The following is a 20,470-nucleotide window of genomic DNA, read 5'->3' as shown; positions in this document are numbered from 1 at the left end:
GGAGCTCAACATGAAAGCGCCCCGCGTGACCCTTGATCAATGGCGAACATTGCAGGCCGTGGTCGATCACGGCGGTTTCGCCCAGGCCGCCGAAGTGCTGCACCGTTCGCAATCGTCGGTCAGCTACACCGTAGCGCGCATGCAGGATCAGCTCGGTGTGCCACTGCTGCGCATCGACGGCCGCAAAGCGGTGCTCACCGAGGCCGGGGGCGTGCTGCTGCGCCGTTCCCGGCAACTGGTGAAACAGGCCAGCCAACTGGAAGACCTGGCCCACCACATGGAGCAAGGCTGGGAAGCGGAAGTGCGGCTGGTGGTCGACGCCGCGTACCCGAGCGCCCGCCTCGTCCGCGCCTTGACCGCGTTCATGCCGCAAAGTCGCGGCTGCCGGGTGCGGCTGCGCGAAGAAGTGTTATCGGGGGTGGAAGAAGTATTGCTCGAAGGCGTGGCCGATCTGGCCATTACCAGTTTCAGTATTCCCGGGTACCTGGGCGCGGAGCTGAGCGATGTCGAATTCATCGCGGTCGCCCACCCCGAACATGCCCTGCATCGTCTGAACCGCGAGCTGAGCTTCCAGGACCTGGAAAGCCAGATGCAAGTGGTGATCCGCGACTCCGGCCGTCAGCAACCGCGAGATGTCGGCTGGCTCGGCGCCGAACAGCGCTGGACCGTCGGCAGCCTGGCTACCGCTGCGACCTTCGTCAGCAGCGGTCTGGGCTTCGCCTGGCTGCCCCGGCACATGATCGAGCGTGAACTCAAGGAAGGCACGCTCAAAGTGCTACCGTTGGATCAGGGCGGAAGCCGCAACCCGAGCTTCTATCTGTATTCGAACAAGGACAAACCCTTGGGCCCGGCTACGCAGATTCTCATCGAACTGCTGCGCACCTTTGATACGGCGCCGCTGGATGCGCCCTTCGCCGCGCCCGAACAAGCCTGACACGGAGTGTACCCATGGCCTATTTCGAACATGAAGGTTGCAACCTGCACTATGAGGAATATGGCCATGGCACCCCGTTGCTGCTGGTTCACGGGTTGGGCTCCAGCACCCTGGACTGGGAAATGCAGATCCCGGCGCTCGCCGCCCACCATCGGGTGATCGTGCCGGATGTGCGCGGCCACGGGCGTTCCGACAAACCCCGTGAGCGTTACACCATCGCCGGGTTCAGCGCCGACCTGATCGCGCTGATCGAACATCTGAACCTGGGCCCAGTCCATCTTGTGGGACTGTCGATGGGCGGTATGATCGCCTTTCAACTGGCAGTGGACCAGCCGCAACTGCTCAAGAGCCTGTGCATCGTCAACAGCGCGCCCGAAGTCAAACGGCGCAGCCGCAACGATGACTGGCAGTGGTTCAAACGCTGGAGCCTGATGCGCGTGCTGAGCATGGGCACCATCGGCAAGGCCCTGGGCGCCAAACTGTTTCCCAAACCCGAACAGGCGTCACTACGACAAAAAATTGCGGCGCGCTGGGCAAAAAACGACAAACATGCTTATCTCGCCAGCTTCGATGCCATTGTTGGCTGGGGGGTTCAGGAACGACTTTCCAGGGTTTCGTGTCCAACCCTCGTCGTCAGCGCCGACCGTGACTACACCCCGGTCGCGCTGAAAGAAACCTATGTAAAACTGCTGCCCGATGCGCGGCTGGTGGTGATCGCCGATTCGCGCCACGCCACCCCGCTGGATCAACCCGAACGCTTCAACCAAACGCTGCTCGAGTTTCTCACCGCAGTCGACACCACCACTCAGGATCACTGACCCATGCTGAAAAAAATCGCCCTCGTCGCCGGCTCCGTTCTGTTTGCCGCCAACCTGATGGCCGCCACCCCGGCCAAGGCACCCCACGTGCTGCTGGAGACCACCAACGGCCAGATCGAAATCGAACTGGACCCGGTCAAGGCGCCGATCAGTACCAAGAACTTCCTTGAGTACGTTGACAGTGGCTTCTACAACAACACGATTTTTCACCGTGTGATTCCCGGGTTCATGGTCCAGGGCGGCGGTTTCACTCAACAAATGCAACAAAAGGAAACCAAGGCGCCGATCAAGAACGAATCGAAAAACGGTTTGCATAACGTGCGTGGCACCCTGTCCATGGCCCGTACTTCCGTGCCGGATTCGGCTACCAGCCAGTTCTTCATCAACGTCAAAGACAACGACTTCCTGGACCAGGGCGACGGCTATGCCGTGTTCGGTAAAGTCGTAAAAGGCATGGACGTCGTCGATGTCATCGTCAACTCGCAGACCACCACCAAAAACGGCATGAAAGACGTGCCGGCCGATCCTGTGTTCATCAAGTCGGCCAAGCGCATCGACTGAGAGTAAGCTGGACAGGGAGTTTTGAGCGGCCGTCGGTTCTTCCGGCGCCGCTCATATTGTTTAAAGGAGAGCCCGTGCGCGGGCGGAGAACTGATGCTTTATCGCCGTTTTGAAAAACTGATCGACATTTTCCGCGATGCACCGACGGCGGCTCCGCCGGATCGGGTTCTCCCCTTCTATACCTATTACCTGAAGCAGGTCTGGCCGAGTTTCGCCGTCCTGCTGATCGTCGGCTTGTTCGGCGCGCTGATCGAAGTGGCGTTGTTCAGCTACCTGAGCCGCATCATCGACCTCGCCCAAGGCACGCCCAACGTCAATTTTTTCAAGGAACACGGCATCGAACTGGCCTGGATGGCGGTGGTTGCGCTGGTCCTGCGCCCGATATTCGTCGGCCTGCATGACTTGCTGGTACACCAGACCTTGAGCCCCAGCCTGACCAGCCTGATTCGCTGGCAAAACCACAGTTACGTGCTCAAACAGAGCCTCAATTTCTTCCAGAACGACTTCGCCGGGCGCATCGCCCAACGCATCATGCAGACCGGCAACTCCCTGCGCGACTCTGCCGTGCAAGCGGTGGACGCGCTATGGCACGTGCTGATCTATGCGATCAGTTCATTGGTGCTGTTCGCCGAAGCCGACTGGCGCCTGATGATCCCGTTGCTGACCTGGATCGCCGCCTTCATTGGCGCCCTCTACTATTTCGTACCACGGGTCAAGGAGCGCTCGGTGGTGTCGTCCGATGCGCGCTCCAAACTCATGGGGCGGATCGTCGATGGCTATACCAACATCACCACCCTGAAGCTGTTCGCTCACACCAACTTCGAGCAGCAATACGCCCGCGAAGCGATCAAGGAACAAACCGAAAAAGCCCAACTGGCCGGCCGCGTGGTCACCAGTATGGACGTGGCCATCACCAGCATGAACGGCCTGCTGATCGTCAGCACCACTGGCCTCGCGCTGTGGCTGTGGACGCAGTCGCTGATCTCAGTGGGCGCCATAGCTCTCGCCACTGGCCTGGTGATTCGCATCGTCAACATGTCTGGCTGGATCATGTGGGTAGTCACTGGCATTTTCGAAAACATCGGCATGGTTCAGGACGGCTTGCAGACCATTTCCCAGCCGGTCAGCATCACCGACCGCGAGCAGGCCAAGCCTTTGAACGTGGCCCGTGGCGAGGTGCGTTTCGAGCACGTCGATTTCCACTATGGCAAGAAAAGCGGAGTCATCGGCGACCTCAACTTGATCATCAAGCCCGGCGAGAAAATCGGCCTGATCGGCCCCTCCGGTGCCGGCAAATCGACGTTGGTCAATCTGCTGCTGCGCCTGTATGACGTGCAGGGCGGGCGGATCCTCATCGACGGCCAGAACATTGCCGAAGTCGGCCAGGAAAGCCTGCGTGAACGCATCGGCATGATCACCCAGGACACCTCGCTGCTGCACCGTTCGATCCGCGACAATTTGCTGTATGGCAAACCCGACGCCACCGACGCCGAACTCTGGGAAGCGGTGCACAAGGCCCGCGCCGACGAGTTCATTCCGCTGCTGTCGGACTCCGAAGGACGCACCGGTTTTGATGCGCATGTCGGTGAGCGCGGGGTGAAACTCTCCGGTGGCCAGCGTCAGCGGATCGCTATCGCCCGGGTGCTGCTCAAGGACGCGCCGATCCTGATCATGGACGAAGCGACCTCGGCACTGGACTCGGAAGTCGAAGCCGCGATCCAGGAAAGCCTCGAAACCCTGATGCAAGGCAAAACCGTGATCGCCATCGCCCACCGTCTCTCGACCATCGCCCGGATGGACCGGTTGGTGGTGCTGGAAAACGGCAAGATCGCCGAAACCGGCAGCCACGCCGAACTGCTGGCCCATGGCGGTTTGTATGCACGGTTGTGGCAACACCAGACCGGCGGGTTTGTCGGGATCGATTGAGCCGCGATCTTGGCGCCATCAGCCATGCAGAAGAACACCAGAAACCGCCAGAACCCGCAAACCATGGGCTCTGGCGGTTTTTATGGTCACTGGAATTCCGTAAAAACCCTGCTGTACTCAGCCAGAGTACTGGAGATGGTTCTGTAGTCCATCTACCGGATGCACAACGACAGTGTTATCTCGATAGGGAAACTCGCTATGTCTTTGTTCAAACGTTCGGCTACAGAATTGGTAGGTACGTTCTGGCTGGTATTGGGGGGTTGCGGCAGTGCGGTTCTGGCGGCAGCGTTTCCAAACGTGGGGATCGGTTTACTGGGGGTGTCCCTGGCATTCGGTTTGACGGTACTGACGATGGCCTTCGCCATCGGCCACATCTCGGGTTGTCATCTCAACCCTGCGGTTTCGGTCGGACTGGTCGTCGGGGGACGCTTCCCTGCCAAAGAACTACCCGCCTACATCATCGCCCAGGTGATTGGCGGGATCATCGCAGCGGCCCTGCTGTACTTCATCGCCAGTGGCAAACCCGGCTTCGAACTGGCCAGCGGCCTGGCGTCCAATGGCTACGGCGAACACTCGCCAGGCGGCTACTCGATGGCGGCGGGGTTTGTCAGTGAACTGGTGATGACCGCCATGTTCATCCTGATCATTCTCGGCGCCACCGATAAACGCGCCCCGGCCGGGCTGGCGCCCATCGCCATCGGCCTGGCGCTGACCCTGATCCATCTGATCTCGATTCCGGTCACCAACACCTCGGTCAACCCGGCCCGCAGTACGGGTCCGGCGCTGATTGTCGGTGGTTGGGCGATTCAACAACTGTGGCTGTTCTGGCTGGCGCCGATTCTGGGGGCGGTCATCGGTGGTGTGATGTATCGCTGGCTGGGCAAAGAAGACAGTTAATCTGCGCGACTGAGCCTGCAATCAACGGCGAAGATCAACCTTGTCGGTAAGGCAAGGCGGTCTTCGCCTCTTCTGCATACCCCAGCACCCCGACGCGTTCGCGCTCGAGGAAGTCTTTCACCGCCGACTTCAAACCCGGATGGCGCAGGTAATGCCAGGAATGGGTGATCACCGGTTCAAAGCCGCGAATCAGTTTGTGCTCGCCCTGAGCACCGGCATCGAAACGCTGAAAGCCGTTGGCAATCGCGTAATCCATACCCTGATAGAAACAGGTCTCGAAGTGCAGGCGATCGAACTCCGTCAGGCAGCCCCAGTAACGACCATAAAAGCTGTCGCCCCCGACCAGGCTGAAGGCCATGGCCACCGGCCGTGAACCTTGTTTGGCCAGCACCACCCGAATCGACTCCGGCATGCGCTCGGCCAACAGACTGAAAAACTCTCGCGTCATATACGGCGTTTGCCGACGCACCGCGTAGGTATTGGCGTAGCAGGCATATACAAAATCCCACTGAGCCTGATCCAGCTGCCGCCCTTCCAGCCATTCGAAGTCGATGCCCTGCCCCGCCACTTGCTCACGCTCCTTGCGCATTTGCTTGCGCTTGCGCGAACTGAGGGCATCGAGGAAATCCTGAAAATCCCGGTAACCACGATTCTGCCAGTGGTACTGACAGCCAATGCGCTGCAACCAGCCTGGCTGTTCGGCCAATGCAGCGTCGGTGAACGGATCGGTGAAATTGATGTGGACGCTGGAAAGTTTTTCTATCTCCAGATAACCCGGCAGGCTCTGCAAGAGCTCGAAACCGTCCTCGATCGTCGCCGCCAGTATTCGCGGCCCGCTGACCGGGCTGAACGGCACCGCCGTCAACAGCTTGGGGTAGTAGTCGATGCCGGCACGCTCACAGGCATCGGCCCAGGCATGGTCGAACACGTATTCGCCGTAGGAATGCCATTTGCGATAACTGGGCAATGCAGCGATCAGGCGATCGCCTTCAACATGCAGCAAATGCTCGGGCTGCCAGCCGGAATGCGGGCCGAGGCTGCCACTGTCTTCCAGTGAAGCGAGGAACGCATGGCGCAGAAACGGCTGATTCTCCGGCACCAGGGCATCCCAGGTACGGGCTGCGATTTGCGACAGTGTATGCAGACGTTGCAGCGGCATTTTCCTCTCCACATCTTGGCGTGACAGCTCCGCGAGTATCGCCGATCGCAGGGCAATCCACACGCGTCAATCCGATGCAAGGCTCTGAATCGGGCATTTCAGAAGCTTTTTATAACGTCATCGACATGCCATCACTTTGCCACCGACTTGTCATAAACCATCGCGATACTGGCGCCTGTTTTTAGAGCGCCGGGTTCTACCCGGCCACTGTTTTCCGACCTTCAACCGTCGGTTGTGTCCAGGATGGTTCAGCCATCCCTCTCATCTTCGGAGATTGCTATGCGTCTTGCTTCCACGAAAACTGCGGCGGCCTTGTGCGGTGGCCTGTTGCTGGCCATGAGTGTTCCGGCCAGTGCCGCAGTCGACGCCAAACTGCTCGATATGCTCAAGGCTAACGGTTCTATTTCCCAGGCGCAGTACGTTGAACTGCAAACAGAATTGGCCAAGGATCAGAAGGCTCAGCAAATCGCGCAGCAGGCGCAGCAAGAGACCAATGAACAAATAGCGGTCGCCGCGAAGAAAGCCAACGAGCTGAGCGCCTTCGACCAGAAACTGGCCTGGGCCGCCAAGACCCAGTTCAAGGGCGACGTTCGCGTGCGCCAGGAAACGGTCAAGATCGACGGCGAACCCAACAACGGTGGCCGCGACAAGGATCGTCAACGCATCCGCGCCCGCCTGGGTGCCTACAGCGAAATCAACCCGCAAGTGGACACCGGCATTCGCATTGCCACCGGCGGCGGTGACGATGCGCGCTCGACCAACCAGGACATGGACAACTACTTCGACAAGAAGCAGATCTGGCTGGATCTGGGCTACATCGACTACCACCCGGACGCCATCAAAAACCTGCATGTGATCGGCGGCAAGATGCTGCAGCCATGGGTCAGCATGGGTGATGTGATCTGGGACAGCGACATCAACCCGGAAGGTCTGGCCGTTACCTACAAATACCCGCTGGGCAGCAGCGCCGAGCTGTTCGGTAGCCTGGGCAACTACAACCTCAAGGACAACGTCGACGGCGAAGGCGTGCAATTTCGTCACGATCTGCGTCTGACCGCCGGCCAGTTGGGCAGCCGTTTCGCCATCACCGACAACCTGAAACTGACCGTCGGCGGCAGCGTCTATGCCTACCAGAACGACCAAGACAGCCGTTGCACCGGCACGTCCACACCGTGCGCCCTGGCCGTCAACGGCAATTCGGCCAACAACGAGTTCCGCCTGTACGAAGGTTTCAGCCAGATCGATATCGGCGGCCTGCCGATGCCACTGTCGTTCTACGGCCAATATGTGAAGAACAACGATGCCGTGACCGATCAGGACACTGCCTGGCTGGTGGGTGCCAAGTCGAAAGTCTTCGGCCTCAACCTCGACTACAACTACCGCGACGTGCAGCGTAACGCCGTGGTCGGCGCCTTCACCGACTCGGACTTCGCCAACGGCACCACCGGTTCTCGCGGCCACAAGTTCAAAGTCGGTTATGACATCGACAAGAACTTCGCCCTCGGCGCCACTTACTTCCTGACCAAAGCCGACTTCTCCAGCCGTACCCAGCGCGATGCCAACACCAACACGCTGCAACTGGACGCGGAAGCGAAGTTCTAAGCAATCATGCAACACACTTCAAACGATGCGGTTTACATCCGGTCGTGTCGTTTGAAGAGGTTCAACAGTCTGGCGCGGGGCGACGATCCCCATCATCCGTTCGTTTCACCCGCGCCGGCCTGTGCTTTCCTTCAGGAACGATCTTTACGCCGCTGCGCCGCCAGCCGCTCGGCCAGCGCCTCCACATCCTCGACCGGCTTCTGCGGCATCACCCGCAAGGTCGCCTGCATCAACCGCATCTGCCGAATGAATCGCCGACAATTGGGGCAAAACATCAAGTGATGCCGCATCATCAGACGCTCGCGAAAACTCAACTGGCCATCGAGATAATCACTGGAGCGCGCCACTTGTTCCTTACAGGTCAACATTCGCCGGTTTCCTCAAAATGCTCCAAGGTCGCAAAAACCTTCAACCGTGCCCGATGCAGCAGCACTCGCACATTGGAGAGCGAGATTTCCAGAAGATTACAGATTTCCTCCAGCTCCAGCCCCTGGCGCTCGCGCAACAGCAGAACGCTGCTTTGCAGTTCCGACAAACTGAGCAATGTGTGCTCCAGGCATTCGCGCAGTTCGTTTTCGGTCAACAACGCCTCTGGCGTGTCCTGATGCCAGGCAAACGGTGCCACCAGCCAATGACCATCGCTCGATGAAAAACGATCGTCATCGATCGTGCCGTGAGGCGATGGCAGGTCATCGAGCAACACTTCCCGGCGGTTTTGTTTGTAGCGACTCTTGGCCGAGTTGGCGGTGATGGTCAGCAGCCAGGTCTTGAGGCTCGAACGGCCCTCGAATCCGCTCAGGTTACGCACAACCGATAGCCAGGCATCCTGAACGATTTCGTCGGCATGCCGGTTGCCCACAATAGCGTAGGCCACCGCACGCATGGCGCTCTGATAGGTGCTGACCAACTCTTTGAAAGCCTTTTGTTCACCTGCCAGCAAGCGCTCAAGCAGTTGCGCGTCGTCAGCCGCCATTAACAAACCCCTTGTTCTGACCTCGAAAATGAAAACAGCAGGACTTCGCCTGTAGGCATCGTCCTGCTGGCATTTCCGAAAATTACAGCCTTCCGACTATTTCCAATGTAGGAAAAGTCATCACAAGCCAGAGGAAAGAACAACAACCCCTTCGATCAACGTTTGCGCAGAATCACGCTGCCAATCGAGTAACCGGCGCCGAACGAGCTGAGCACGGCCAGCGAACCGCTGACCAGATCGTCCTGATTCTTGTGGAACGAAATCACCGAACCGGCGGAGCTGGTATTGGCGTAGGTGTCGAGAATCACCGGGGCTTCCGCTTCGGTGGCATCACGGCCCAGCAGCTTCTTGACGATCAGGTGGTTCATGCTGAGGTTGGCCTGGTGCAGCCAGAAGCGCTTCACGTCGCTGATGTTGAGCTGGTTTTCTTCCAGGTGTTTGGCAATCAGTTCGGCGACCATCGGGCAGACATCGCGGAACACCTTGCGGCCTTCCTGGACGAACAGTTTGTCGGGGGCGCCGATGCCCTCTTCCGCAGCGCGGTTGAGGAAGCCGAAGTTGTTGCGGATGTTGTTGGAGAACTTGGTCAGCAGTTTGGTACTGACCACGTCGAACTGGTACTTGGACGTCGCCAGATCCGCACGTTCGATGATCACCGCCGTGGCGGCATCGCCGAAGATGAAGTGGCTGTCGCGATCGCGGAAATTCAGGTGACCGGTGCAGACTTCCGGGTTGACCATCAGGATCGCCCGGGCCTGGCCCAGTTGCACGCTGTTGGCCGCGGCCTGGATGCCGAAGGTCGCCGAGGAGCACGCCACGTTCATGTCGAAACCGAACCCCTGGATGCCCAGCGCTTCCTGAACTTCGATAGCGATGGCCGGGTAGGCGCGTTGCAGGTTGGAGCAGGCGACGATCACACCATCGATGTCAGCGGCGGTCTTGCCGGCGCGCTGCAAGGCTTGCTCGGCCGCGCCGATGGCCATCTGGCACAGCACCGACCACTCGTCATTGGAGCGCTCGGGCAAGCGTGGCGCCATGCGTTGCGGGTCGAGGATGCCTTCCTTGTCCATGACAAAGCGGCTTTTGATGCCGGAGGCTTTTTCGATGAATGCTGCGCTGGACTCGGTCAATGCCTGAATTTCGCCGCGCGCAATGGCTTCGGCGTTGTCGGCGTTGAACTGCGCGACGTAAGCGTTGAAAGACTGCACCAGCTCTTCGTTGGAGATGCTGTTGGCCGGGGTGTACAGGCCGGTGCCGCTGATGACGACATTATGCATGGTCGTTTCTCTAATCCGTTCAGGCAGAAAGCGCTGGCACCGTCGTACCAACACACAAAGGGTCTATTCCAGGTTCCGGACACAAACCCGGCATCGCTTTATTCCGATCCGCCCGGGCCCGTGGAGGCTCAAAACCGCGGGGCCGGCGTTTATAGGCGCGAAGTTTGCCATAAACGCTGGCTTTTGGCCCCTTTTGCTGGATCGAATACTTGCTGACGCTGTGGGAGCGGGCTTGCCCGCTCCCACAGGGGTTAAGGTTCGACCTGGCTCCATTGCTTGTTCAAGCGCTTGTCGGAGATCGGCACCTTGGTTCCCAATTGCTGCGCGAACAGCGAAACCCGGTATTCCTCCAGCCACCAGCGATAAAGCTCCAGTTGCGGATCGCGCTTGCCTTCCTGGGCATGCTTGTTGGCGCGGGTCTGGTATTGGCTCCAGAGCCCGGACAATTCGCCGCTCCAGACTCGGTCCCTTTGCACCTGAGCGCCGATTTTCTCGAAACGCTGCTCGACGGCCTTGAGGTAACGCGGCAGCTCCTTGAGCCACGGCATCGGCGTTTCCCGCACGAACCCCGGGTACACCAGATGGCTGAGCTGCTGCTTGATGTCGTTCAAGGCCACGGCTTGCGCCAGGTCGATCTTGCCCTTGAAGCGTTTTTGCAGGCCGTGCCAATGCTTGAGAATCTCCAGGGTCAACCTGGCCAGACGCTCGGCGTGCTCGGTCCAGGCGCCGCGCTTACGCTCGGCCAGGGACGCCAGTGCGGCGCCATCGCGCGGCAGCGGGTCTTCGCCATCGAGGATGCAGCTGTCGAGACTGGCCAGCAGGATGTCTTCCACCAGGCTGTCGATGCGCCCCAGCTCGCGGTACATCAGGCCCAACTCGGTCAGCCCCGGCAACTTGCCGCGCAGGAACTTCGCCGGTTCCGCCAATTGCTGCATCAGCAAGCGCTGCAAGGCCCGGCGATGCTGGAACTCGGCTTCGGCCGGGGTCGAGAAGCGCCCCTCCTTCACCGTACCGGCCTCTTCCACCAGCGCCGGATACACCGTCATCGACAGCCCGGCGATCTTCTGTTGGGTTTTCTCGGCGACGGCGGCAAAGACTTTCGCCTCCACCGGCTGCTGGCTTTTCGCGGTTTGCGGCACGGCCAAGGCGGCCTGGCTGGCCTCGGCAAAGCGTGCGGTCAACTCGGCCAGGTCACGCCCTTCGCCGAGGAACTTGCCCTGGCCGTCGACGATTTCCAGGTTCATCCGCAAATGGCTTTCGACCTGCTGCGACGCTTCGGCCCACGCCTCGTCGCTGACCCGTGCTCCGGTCATGCGCAGCAACTCACGGCCCAGGGCCAGAGGCAATGAGCCCTCGGCAAACGTGATGCGCTGCAACGCGGCTTTGACGAAATCCGGCACCGGCACGAAATTCTTGCGCAGGGCCTTGGGCAGGTTGCGCACCAGCGCAATGCACTTGGCCTCGATCACGCCCGGCACCAGCCATTCCAGGCGCTCCGGCGGCAGCATCGGCAACAGCGGTGCGGGCACGCGCAAGGTCACGCCGTCACGCGGATGGTTGGGTTCGAAGTGATAACTCAGCGCCAGTTCCAAGTCGCCGATGTGCAGGGTGTCCGGGTAATGCGCGGCGGTGACTTCACTGGCTTCGCGGGCCAGCACGTCTTCTTCGCGCATGATCAGCAGCTGCGGGTCTTTCTGGCTGTTGATCCGGTACCAACTGTCGAAGGTCGCGGTCTGGTGGATCTCCGCCGGCAGGCGCGCATCGTAGAAGGCGAACAGGGTTTCTTCGTCGGCCAGAATGTCCCGGCGACGGGCCTTGGCTTCCAGTTCGTCGAGCTGTTCCAGCAGTTGCTTGTTGGCCGTCAGGCACTTGGCTTTGGATTGAATCTCACCACGCACCAAGGCTTCGCGGATAAACAACTCGCGGGACACCACCGGGTCGACCGGCCCGTAATGCACCGGCCGGCGTCCGACCACGATCAGCCCGAACAGGGTGATCTGTTCGAAAGCCACGACCTGTCCACGCTTCTTCTCCCAATGGGGTTCGAAGTGGTTTTTCTTGATCAAGTGCCCGGCCAGCGGCTCGATCCAGTCGGCGTCGATCTTGGCGACCATCCGCGCGTACAGCTTGGTGGTTTCCACCAGTTCGGCGGTCATCAGCCATTGCGGGCGTTTCTTGCCCAGGCCCGACGACGGGTGAATCCAGAAGCGTCGCTGACGGGCGCCGAGGTAATCGCCGTCTTCGGTTTTCTGACCGATCTGGCTGAGCAAACCCGACAGCACGGCTTTGTGCAGCTTAGGGTAATCCGCCGGCTCTTTGTTGAGGCTCAGCTGCATGTCGCGGCAGATCAGGCTCAACTGGCGATGGGAATCGCGCCACTCGCGCAGGCGCAGGTAATTGAGGAAATTCTTGCGGCACCAGTTGCGCAGCGGACTGGCCGTCAGGGCCTGGCGCTGTTCTTCGAAGCCTCGCCACAGATTGACCAGCCCGGCGAAGTCCGAGTCCACGTCTTTCCACTGGGCGTGGGCCTGATCGGCGGCTTGCTGACGCTCCGGCGGACGCTCGCGCGGGTCCTGGATCGACATGGCGCTGGCGACAATCAGCACTTCCTGCAAGCTGCCGAGCTTGGCCGCTTCCAGCAGCATGCGACCCATGCGCGGGTCCACCGGCAGCCGCGCCAGTTGCCGGCCGAGCGGGGTCAGCTGACTGTTGCGATCCACCGCCGAGAGCTCTTGCAGCAGGTTGAAACCGTCGCTGATGGCCTTGCCATCCGGCGGCTCGATAAACGGAAAATCAGTGATCTCGCCGAGGCGCAGGTGCAGCATCTGCAGAATCACCGCCGCGAGGTTGGTCCGCAGGATCTCCGGATCGGTGAATTCCGGGCGACCGATGAAATCTTCTTCGCTGTACAAGCGCACGCAAATCCCTGGTTCGACCCGCCCACAGCGACCTTTACGCTGGTTGGCACTGGCCTGGGAAATCGCTTCGATGGGTAGGCGCTGAACCTTGGCGCGGTAGCTGTAGCGGCTGATGCGCGCGGTGCCGCTGTCGATCACGTAACGAATGCCCGGCACCGTCAGCGAGGTTTCCGCAACGTTGGTCGCCAGAACCACTCGACGCCCCGGATGCGACTGGAAAATCCGCTGCTGCTCGGCCGGCGACAGCCGTGCGTACAACGGCAGAATCTCGGTGTGTTTGAGCTGGGCCTTGCGCAGCATGTCCGCCGCGTCACGAATCTCGCGCTCGCCGGGCAGGAACACCAACACGTCGCCGGGGCTCTTGCGCTCGCTGCGTTCGAACGCGGCGATTTCGTCGAGGGTGGCGAGGATCGCCTGATCCACGGTCAGGTCATCCTCGACGCGGTTGCCCTCCTCGTCCTGCTCCAGGGTCAGCGGGCGATACCAGGTTTCCACCGGGAAGGTGCGACCGGAGACCTCGACAATCGGCGCGTCATCGAAGTGTTTGGAGAAACGCTCCAGGTCGATGGTGGCCGAGGTGATGATGACCTTAAGGTCCGGGCGACGGGGCAGCAGGGTTTTCAGGTAACCGAGCAAAAAGTCGATGTTCAGGCTGCGTTCGTGGGCTTCGTCAACGATGATCGTGTCGTAGCGTTCGAGGTAGCGGTCGTTCTGGGTTTCCGCCAGCAGGATGCCGTCGGTCATCAGTTTGATCAGGGTGTTGGCATCGCTCTGGTCCTCGAACCGCACCTGATAGCCGACCAGCGCGCCCAACGGCGTCGCCAACTCCTCGGCAACGCGGCTCGCCACGCTGCGGGCAGCGATTCGACGGGGCTGGGTGTGGCCGATCAGGCCGTGCTGGCCGCGGCCGATTTCCAGGCAGATCTTCGGCAACTGGGTGGTTTTACCCGACCCGGTTTCGCCGGCAATGATCAGCACCTGATGTTTGAGCAACGCCGCTTTGATTTCGTCGCGCTTGGCGGCGATCGGCAGGCTGTCGTCATAACGAATCACCGGCAGGCTGGCGCGCCGGGCCAACACCTGATCACAGGACGCCTGTGTGCGCGTCACCCACTGGGCCAGCTTGGCCTCGTCAGGTTTCTTGCGCAGCTCAAGCAACTGCCGCCGCAGCCGGTGGCGGTCGGCGAGCATGGCGTGATCGAGGTTTTTCAGCAGTTTGTCGATGGAAGGCGATTCGTCAGTCATCAGGTACGCAAAAGTCGTCTAGTGGCGCAGGAGGCGGATTGTCGCAGATTTAAGGGACAAGCGAGATCCCCCGTAGCAGCTGTCGAGCCCCAGCGAGGCTGCGAAGCAGTCGTAAAATCATCCAGTGCGGTGTTTCAGGTGAACCGAGGTGATCGGATTGGCGACTGCTTCGCAGCCTCGCTGGGGCTCGACAGCTGCTACGGGGTCGTGAGAGTCCGACTACTCGTTATCCAGGCCCTTACGCCGATACGGAAACACATCAATCACCTTCCCCGCCCGAATCGCTTCCTGCAGCCCCTTCCAGTAATCGGCGTTGTACAGCTCGCCGTGCAACTGATCGAACAGTTTTCGCTGCCCGGAATCGGCAAACAGGAACGGTGGAAACTCCTCGGGGAACACGTCCAGTGGCCCGATCGAGTACCACGGCTCGGAGGCCATTTCGTCTTCCGGCGTGCGCGGTTGCGGGATGTGGCGGAAGTTGGCTTCGGTCAGGAAACAAATCTCGTCGTAGTCATAAAACACCACGCGACCGTGACGGGTGACGCCAAAGTTTTTCAGCAGCATGTCGCCGGGGAAAATGTTCGCCGCCGCCAGTTGCTTGATCGCCAGGCCATAATCTTCCAGCGCCTCGCGCACCTGCGCTTCGTTGGCGTGTTCCAGATAAAGGTTCAACGGCGTCATCCGGCGTTCGGTCCAGCAGTGACGAATCAGCACCGTATCGCCTTCCACCGACACCGTGGACGGCGCCACTTCAAGCAGTTCTTCCAGGCATGCCGGCTCGAACTTGCTCAACGGGAAACGGAAGTCGGCGAACTCCTGGGTGTCGGCCATGCGCCCGACCCGGTCGACGCTTTTCACCAGGCGATACTTTTCAATCACCGTGGCCCGATCGACGTTTTTCGACGGCGAGAAGCGGTCCTTGATGATTTTGAATACGGTATTGAAGCCCGGCAGCGTAAACACGCTCATGACCATCCCGCGCACGCCGGGTGCCATGATGAACTGGTCGTCGGTGTTGGCCAGATGATTGATCAGCGCCCGGTAGAACTCGGACTTGCCATGCTTGTAGAAGCCGATCGAGGTGTACAGCTCGGCGATGTGTTTGCCTGGCAGGATGCGTTTGAGAAAGCCGATGAACTCCGCCGGTACCGGCACATCGACCATGAAATACGAACGGGTGAAGGAGAAGATGATCGACACCTCCGCCTCGTCGGTGATCAGTGCATCGATCTGGATGCCCCGGCCTTCGCGGTGCAGCAGCGGAATCACCAGTGGCCATTGATCGTCCTGGGTGTAAATGCGCCCCACCAGATAGGCGCCCTTGTTGCGGTAAAGCACCGAGGAAAACAGCTCGACACTCAGTTCCGGGTCCTTGCAGACCCAGTCCGGAAGGTTCTCGCGCAACTGCGCTTCGAGGCGCCGCAGGTCGCCGGACAAATCGGCGTAATCCTCGCTGAAGCGATAGTCGGAAAAAATGCTCGCGAGCATGCCGGACAACTGGCCATGGGGCTTGTAGGTGCGGGTTTGCGCCGCCCGGGCGCGGCGCAGGCTTGGCCGCGTGGTGTGGATGAACATGCAGCCGTCGCTGATCAGGTCGTGGCTGAACAGCCCGCAGAAAATCGAGTTGTACCAGGTCTCGGACAGCTCATCGTCGAAGCGCAGGTCGATCAGGCTGATGTAGGCGCTTTTGACCAGCGGCCAATTGCTGACGTCCATCAGCACATCGGTGGCGAACGACGCATGCAGGCGGGCTACCGTTTCGCCGACCTTTTCTTCATAGAGATTGATCCGCGCCGCCGACGCGACTTGCGTCGCCTGCCACTGGGCCTGCTCGAAACGCGCTCGAGCGCCGTCGGTGATCTGACGGAAATGCTCGCGGTAATCGTCAAAGCCATCGAGGATCATTCGGGCGATGTCGGCGGCTGGCCATTGCTGCGGCATGGTGGAACCTCTGCGGCTGTTCTTATCGTTGGAGCCTGAGCTTAGTGGCCCCGTGTGACGCAACGCAACCATTGCCTTGTACCCCGACTGGCGCGACACTTGCGCGCCAATCAAGGAAGGAAAGTGCTGTGAACCCCGTCGATATCCTGCGTTTGTTGTCACTTGCCGCCATTTGGGGAGCGAGCTTTCTGTTCATGCGCATTATCGCCCCAGTGATTGGCACAATCCCCACTGCCTTTTTCCGTGTATCGATTGCCGCTGTCGGGCTGCTGGTGATCGTCGGGCTGCTGCGTATCAGCTGGGATTTCAAAGGCAAACTCAAGACGGTGATGCTGCTCGGAGTAATCAACTCCGGGGTTCCGGCGACGCTCTATTCCGTGGCCGCGCAAGTGCTGCCGGCCGGCTATTCGGCGATTTTCAACGCCACCACGCCCTTGATGGGCGTGTTGATCGGCGGGTTGTTCTTCAGTGAAAAACTCACCGGGGCGAAGGTCTGCGGGGTGTTTCTCGGACTGTTTGGCGTCGGCATCCTCACCCGTGCAGGTCCGGTGGCGTTCGATATGCAACTGCTGATGGGCGCACTGGCGTGCCTGATGGCTACCACCTGTTATGGCTTTGCCGGCTTCCTCGCCCGCCGCTGGCTCGACCAGGCCGGCGGCCTCGACAGTCGCCTGTCGGCCCTGGGCAGCATGCTCGGCGCCACCTTGTTTTTGCTGCCGCTGTTCGGCTACAGCGTGATCAGCCAGCCACCGGCGAGCTGGGGCGGCTGGAGTGTCTGGTTGTCGTTGCTGGGATTGGGCTTGGGCTGCACCGCGTTTGCCTACATCGTTTACTTCCGTTTGCTCAGCTCGATCGGCCCGGTGAAGTCGATGACCGTGACCTTCATGATCCCGCCGTTCGGGGTATTGTGGGGGGCGCTGTTGCTGGATGAGCCGCTGTCGATGGCGCACCTTTATGGCGGGGTGTTGATTGCGGTGGCGTTGTGGCTGGTGTTGAAGCCGGCGGTGGTGAAGCCGGTTGAGGTGGTTGCCCGATAAAACCGCCTTCGCAAGCAAGTCGGATCACCTGCAAAGGCCCGGAGCTCATGCCCCGGGCCTTGTTTATTTCAAGCAGTCTTACGGAACACAAACACCAGGCCGACAATGATCAGCGCCATGCCCAACAGGCTCAACGCCGCCAGCCGGTTACCGAAAATCAGGTAATCCATCACCGCCGTCACCGCTGGCACCAGGTAAAACAGACTGGTGACATTCACCAGATTGCCCCGGGCGATCAGCCGATAGAGCAACAGCGTTGCCAGTACCGATACCACCAACCCCATCCATAACACCGGTACGATGAAGCCTGTGCTGTATTCGACGTGAAACGGCTGGAACGGCACAAACACCCCGCACAACAACAGCCCGGCCAGGTACTGCACCGGCAGTGTGCCGAGGGGATTGTCGGTGATGCGTTTCTGCATGATCGAACCGAACGTCATGCTCGCCAGCGCCAACAGACCGCAGAGCATTCCGGCCATCGACATCCCGGCCAGCCCAATGCCCTGATAAACCACCATGATCAATCCGGCCAAGCCCAACGCCAGACCGAACATCCGGCTTATTGATCGGTGCCGCTCCATGATCACTACGGTGAGAATCGGTTGAACGCCCATGATGGTTGCCATCACGCCCGGTGTAACTTTGAGGTCGAGGGCCAGCAGATAGAAAATCTGATAAGCCCCCAGCAACACCACGCCCGTGGCCATCGCATACAACATCGGCTTGCCGCCCTTGGGCAGTTTCAGCTTGAGCAGCGGCACCAGCAGCACCAACCCGCACAGAGCGATGGCGAAGCGAATCAGCAGAAAGGCAAAGGGCGAGGCGTGGGCCAGCCCCCATTTGGAGAAAATCGCCCCGCTGCTCCACAGCAGAACGAACAGGCACGTGGACGTCGCCGCAAGCGCGGACTTTTTCGAAAGGACAAACATGAATACCACCTGTAGTCAGGCAAAAAGCCAACTCAGCCGAAGCTGAAATTCAGTAGTTTTTTCAGACGGGCACAGGAGAGCAGCGGAAAAAGCTGATCAGCCCGAAAAGCCAACGCCCGGCGGTGATACGACTGCGCACACCGGCGTGCTACTGACAGGTGGAGGGTAATGACTGATCTGCGCAGGCTGCTGATCCCCGCACGGCACGACGCCAGCGTTGACCGCTGAATCGACTACCGCGTTGATGAGGAAAGCTGGCATGGGCTGATCTTTTTTGATGGGTGGAACGGTGGCTCAGGAAACCACCGAGCGCCGACTATAACCAGCGCGTGACATGGATTGCAATGACTTGACCAAATGGCCAGTAACGACAGCCGGGGAAGCGCTGCTTACTCTGGGCGAAACGGAATCGCCCGCTATGGGGGACATGGAATGCAAGAGATCAAATGCCAAGGGAACGGACTCATCTTCGGTATCAGTTGTATCGATCAAGAGCTAGAAAGCTGGCCGGTATTAATACTGCCCACCTGCAACATGAACTGGAGAGGGCCGGCCCCACAGTCCTCGATCTATCCAGAGTACGCTTTGAAGCAATCAGCGCGCAGGCATTGAATGCTTTTGAACGCTGGGACGATCCACACTTTTCATGGGGTGAGGTCGTTGGGTGGAAAGCGAGGGAGCCCTTGGCTCTGGACCTCGCCATTTGGTTCGATGAAGAACTGTGCGGGCTATGCTTCGCAAATCCAAACAACAGTCGGCAACGAATCCGCATCGTGCGATTGGAGGGATGTCCGAGTGAAGTCCATCCTTTGAAAAATCGTATTGCTCCTTTGGCCCTATTGGTCATCGAACAGTATGCCCAAATCATCGGCAGCAGGTTCATTGAAGTTCAGGAGCCGCTGGAGGGTGCAATTTCCATTTACCAACAACTCGGTTTTTACTTTGATGCTGAAGGCCGACTTGTCAAAGCACTGGAGAGCCTAGTATCGTGAAAACTGTTCAATTAATAACCAACGGCGGAGGGAAGATGCGCAAAGTAATTAAAAAGTCCCCCACAAAGAAAAGCTCGCCCACAACAGAAAACAAGCCCATTGCTGTAGAGCTGACAGCCAGTCAACGGCACATTCTGCAGGTTATTGCGACGGGTACCGAAACCGAAGAGCCTAGCCTGCTCGCCGGGCGCCCCTAAAACTCACAGGCAAAAAAAACCGCTCCCAAAGAGCGGTTTTTTCATTCAATGATTGGCCTCAACCAAACAACCAATACCCCAACAACGTCAATACCACCACCGCCAGCACCGGTCGCAGCACGCGATAGGCTTTAGGGTTGCGGCGCTTCCACTGCTTGACCGCGCCGCTGAATTTGTCGCTGAAGCTCTTGCTCCAGGCATAGGCCTGGTTGATCCCGCCAACGCGTTCATCGTCAAGGTTCTGCGGCGCAGTAGCACGCCCCAGCCAGCCGCTGATCCAGCGGTTGATGCGGGTCATCAGGCGGTTGCTCAAGGGGCGTTCGATGTCGCAGAACAGGATGACGCGGGTTTGCTCGGTTTCGTTCTTGACCCAGTGCACGTAGGTTTCATCGAACATCACGTCTTCGCCATCACGCCAGGCGTAGACCTGACCGTCGACGAAGATGCGGCAATCATCGGAGTTCGGCGTCGATAGCCCCAGGTGATAACGCAGGGAGCCGGCGAACGGGTCGCGGTGCGGGTTGAGGTGACTGCCACCGGGCAATAGCGCAAACATGGCGCCTTTGACATTCGGGATGCCGCTGACCAAGGCCACGGTTTTCGGGCACAAGGTTTCGGCCGACGGCAGCGGTTTGTCGTACCACTTGAGGTAAAAACGCTTCCAGCCCTTCTTGAAAAACGAACCGAAACCGGCGTCGTTGTTCTTTTCGGCGGCGCGAATGTAGCCCTCGTCGAACAGGTGCATGGCTTCGTCGCGGATAACTTCCCAGTTGTCCCTGAGCACGTCGAGTTCCGGGAACTTGCTGCGGTCCAGATAGGGCTTGGATGGCACACCGGAGAACAGGTACATCAAGGCGTTATAGGGCGCGAACAGGGCCGAGTGATTGACGAACTGACGCAGGACCGGCAAACGCGCCTTGCCACGCAAATGCACATAGAGCGTGCTGCCGAGGAACAGCAGCAACACCGACGCCTTCGCGACAAAGGAAAAGCTCATCTACGACTCCTTGAGAATAGGAAACTCCGCACAACGCCATTTACCCGACGTGGCAGTCGGCCAT

At 59.7% G+C, this 20,470-nt stretch carries 17 protein-coding genes; 9 read left to right on the top strand and 8 right to left on the bottom strand.

Going from position 1 to position 20,470, the window contains the following annotated elements:
- The first annotated feature begins 10 nt into the window (after window positions 1–10).
- The 5 genes from PSH64_RS07220 to aqpZ all read left to right on the top strand — a co-directional run bounded on the left by PSH64_RS07220 (window position 11) and on the right by aqpZ (window position 5,136).
- Window positions 11–934, top strand: coding sequence for a LysR family transcriptional regulator (locus tag PSH64_RS07220; RefSeq protein ID WP_018926731.1), 924 nt, complete (start codon window positions 11–13; stop codon window positions 932–934).
- Between the two features lie 14 nt (window positions 935–948).
- Window positions 949–1,752, top strand: a complete 804-nt coding sequence (locus PSH64_RS07215) for an alpha/beta fold hydrolase (protein ID WP_305480354.1) — start codon at window positions 949–951, stop codon at window positions 1,750–1,752.
- A 3-nt stretch (window positions 1,753–1,755) separates the two neighbouring features.
- Window positions 1,756–2,313, top strand: coding sequence for a peptidylprolyl isomerase (locus tag PSH64_RS07210; protein WP_105339935.1), 558 nt, complete (start codon window positions 1,756–1,758; stop codon window positions 2,311–2,313).
- Window positions 2,314–2,406: 93 nt separating this feature from the next.
- Window positions 2,407–4,239 (top strand): ABC transporter ATP-binding protein, encoded by a 1,833-nt coding sequence (locus tag PSH64_RS07205; RefSeq protein WP_305480353.1) that lies wholly within the window; start codon window positions 2,407–2,409, stop codon window positions 4,237–4,239.
- A gap of 198 nt (window positions 4,240–4,437) precedes the next feature.
- Window positions 4,438–5,136: an aquaporin Z gene (gene aqpZ, locus PSH64_RS07200; protein ID WP_018926734.1), complete on the top strand. Its 699-nt coding sequence runs from the start codon at window positions 4,438–4,440 to the stop codon at window positions 5,134–5,136.
- A 34-nt stretch (window positions 5,137–5,170) separates the two neighbouring features.
- Here the strand turns inward: aqpZ and PSH64_RS07195 are convergent, their stop codons facing one another.
- On the bottom strand, window positions 5,171–6,295 hold the full coding sequence (locus PSH64_RS07195; RefSeq protein WP_305480352.1) for a GNAT family N-acetyltransferase: 1,125 nt from the start codon (window positions 6,293–6,295) through the stop codon (window positions 5,171–5,173).
- Between the two features lie 279 nt (window positions 6,296–6,574).
- On the opposite strand from PSH64_RS07195, the gene PSH64_RS07190 reads away from it, so the two are divergent.
- Complete coding sequence (locus tag PSH64_RS07190) at window positions 6,575–7,897, top strand: putative porin (RefSeq protein ID WP_105339938.1); 1,323 nt, start codon at window positions 6,575–6,577, stop codon at window positions 7,895–7,897.
- Window positions 7,898–8,028: 131 nt separating this feature from the next.
- Here the strand turns inward: PSH64_RS07190 and PSH64_RS07185 are convergent, their stop codons facing one another.
- The 5 genes from PSH64_RS07185 to aceK form a co-directional block, all read right to left on the bottom strand.
- The gene (locus PSH64_RS07185; protein ID WP_007934080.1) at window positions 8,029–8,265 is read right to left on the bottom strand and encodes an anti-sigma factor; all 237 of its coding nucleotides are present in this window, start codon (window positions 8,263–8,265) and stop codon (window positions 8,029–8,031) included.
- The gene (locus PSH64_RS07180; RefSeq protein WP_105339940.1) at window positions 8,259–8,870 is read right to left on the bottom strand and encodes an RNA polymerase sigma factor; all 612 of its coding nucleotides are present in this window, start codon (window positions 8,868–8,870) and stop codon (window positions 8,259–8,261) included. Before PSH64_RS07180 ends, PSH64_RS07185 begins: the two co-directional genes overlap by 7 nt.
- Window positions 8,871–9,025: 155 nt before the next feature.
- Window positions 9,026–10,147: a beta-ketoacyl-ACP synthase III gene (locus PSH64_RS07175; RefSeq protein WP_105339941.1), complete on the bottom strand. Its 1,122-nt coding sequence runs from the start codon at window positions 10,145–10,147 to the stop codon at window positions 9,026–9,028.
- Between the two features lie 251 nt (window positions 10,148–10,398).
- On the bottom strand, window positions 10,399–14,310 hold the full coding sequence (gene hrpA, locus PSH64_RS07170) for an ATP-dependent RNA helicase HrpA (RefSeq protein WP_305480351.1): 3,912 nt from the start codon (window positions 14,308–14,310) through the stop codon (window positions 10,399–10,401).
- Window positions 14,311–14,529: 219 nt separating this feature from the next.
- A complete protein-coding gene (gene aceK / locus PSH64_RS07165; RefSeq protein ID WP_105339943.1) occupies window positions 14,530–16,251 on the bottom strand; it encodes a bifunctional isocitrate dehydrogenase kinase/phosphatase in 1,722 nt (573 codons plus the stop codon).
- 128 nt (window positions 16,252–16,379) lie between these two features.
- On the opposite strand from aceK, the gene PSH64_RS07160 reads away from it, so the two are divergent.
- The gene (locus PSH64_RS07160) at window positions 16,380–17,288 is read left to right on the top strand and encodes a DMT family transporter (protein ID WP_305480350.1); all 909 of its coding nucleotides are present in this window, start codon (window positions 16,380–16,382) and stop codon (window positions 17,286–17,288) included.
- A gap of 68 nt (window positions 17,289–17,356) precedes the next feature.
- On the opposite strand, the gene PSH64_RS07155 is transcribed toward PSH64_RS07160, so the two are convergent.
- A complete protein-coding gene (locus PSH64_RS07155; RefSeq protein WP_305480349.1) occupies window positions 17,357–18,220 on the bottom strand; it encodes a DMT family transporter in 864 nt (287 codons plus the stop codon).
- 446 nt (window positions 18,221–18,666) lie between these two features.
- Between PSH64_RS07155 and PSH64_RS07150 the strand changes: the two genes are divergently transcribed.
- Window positions 18,667–19,212 carry a hypothetical protein gene (locus PSH64_RS07150; protein WP_305480348.1) on the top strand — a complete coding sequence of 182 codons (546 nt, stop codon included), beginning with the start codon at window positions 18,667–18,669 and terminating at the stop codon, window positions 19,210–19,212.
- A complete protein-coding gene (locus tag PSH64_RS07145) occupies window positions 19,209–19,409 on the top strand; it encodes a hypothetical protein (protein ID WP_204124987.1) in 201 nt (66 codons plus the stop codon). The genes PSH64_RS07150 and PSH64_RS07145 overlap by 4 nt, the downstream gene beginning before the upstream one ends.
- A gap of 58 nt (window positions 19,410–19,467) precedes the next feature.
- Here PSH64_RS07145 and PSH64_RS07140 read toward each other — a convergent pair whose 3' ends face one another.
- Window positions 19,468–20,406 (bottom strand): aspartyl/asparaginyl beta-hydroxylase domain-containing protein, encoded by a 939-nt coding sequence (locus tag PSH64_RS07140; RefSeq protein ID WP_105348290.1) that lies wholly within the window; start codon window positions 20,404–20,406, stop codon window positions 19,468–19,470.
- Window positions 20,407–20,470: the final 64 nt, after the last annotated feature.

It is taken from the genome of Pseudomonas sp. FP1742, assembly GCF_030687145.1.
In the GTDB taxonomy this organism is placed as follows: domain Bacteria; phylum Pseudomonadota; class Gammaproteobacteria; order Pseudomonadales; family Pseudomonadaceae; genus Aquipseudomonas; species Aquipseudomonas frederiksbergensis_D.
This window is presented reverse-complemented; position numbering and strand designations above follow the sequence as displayed.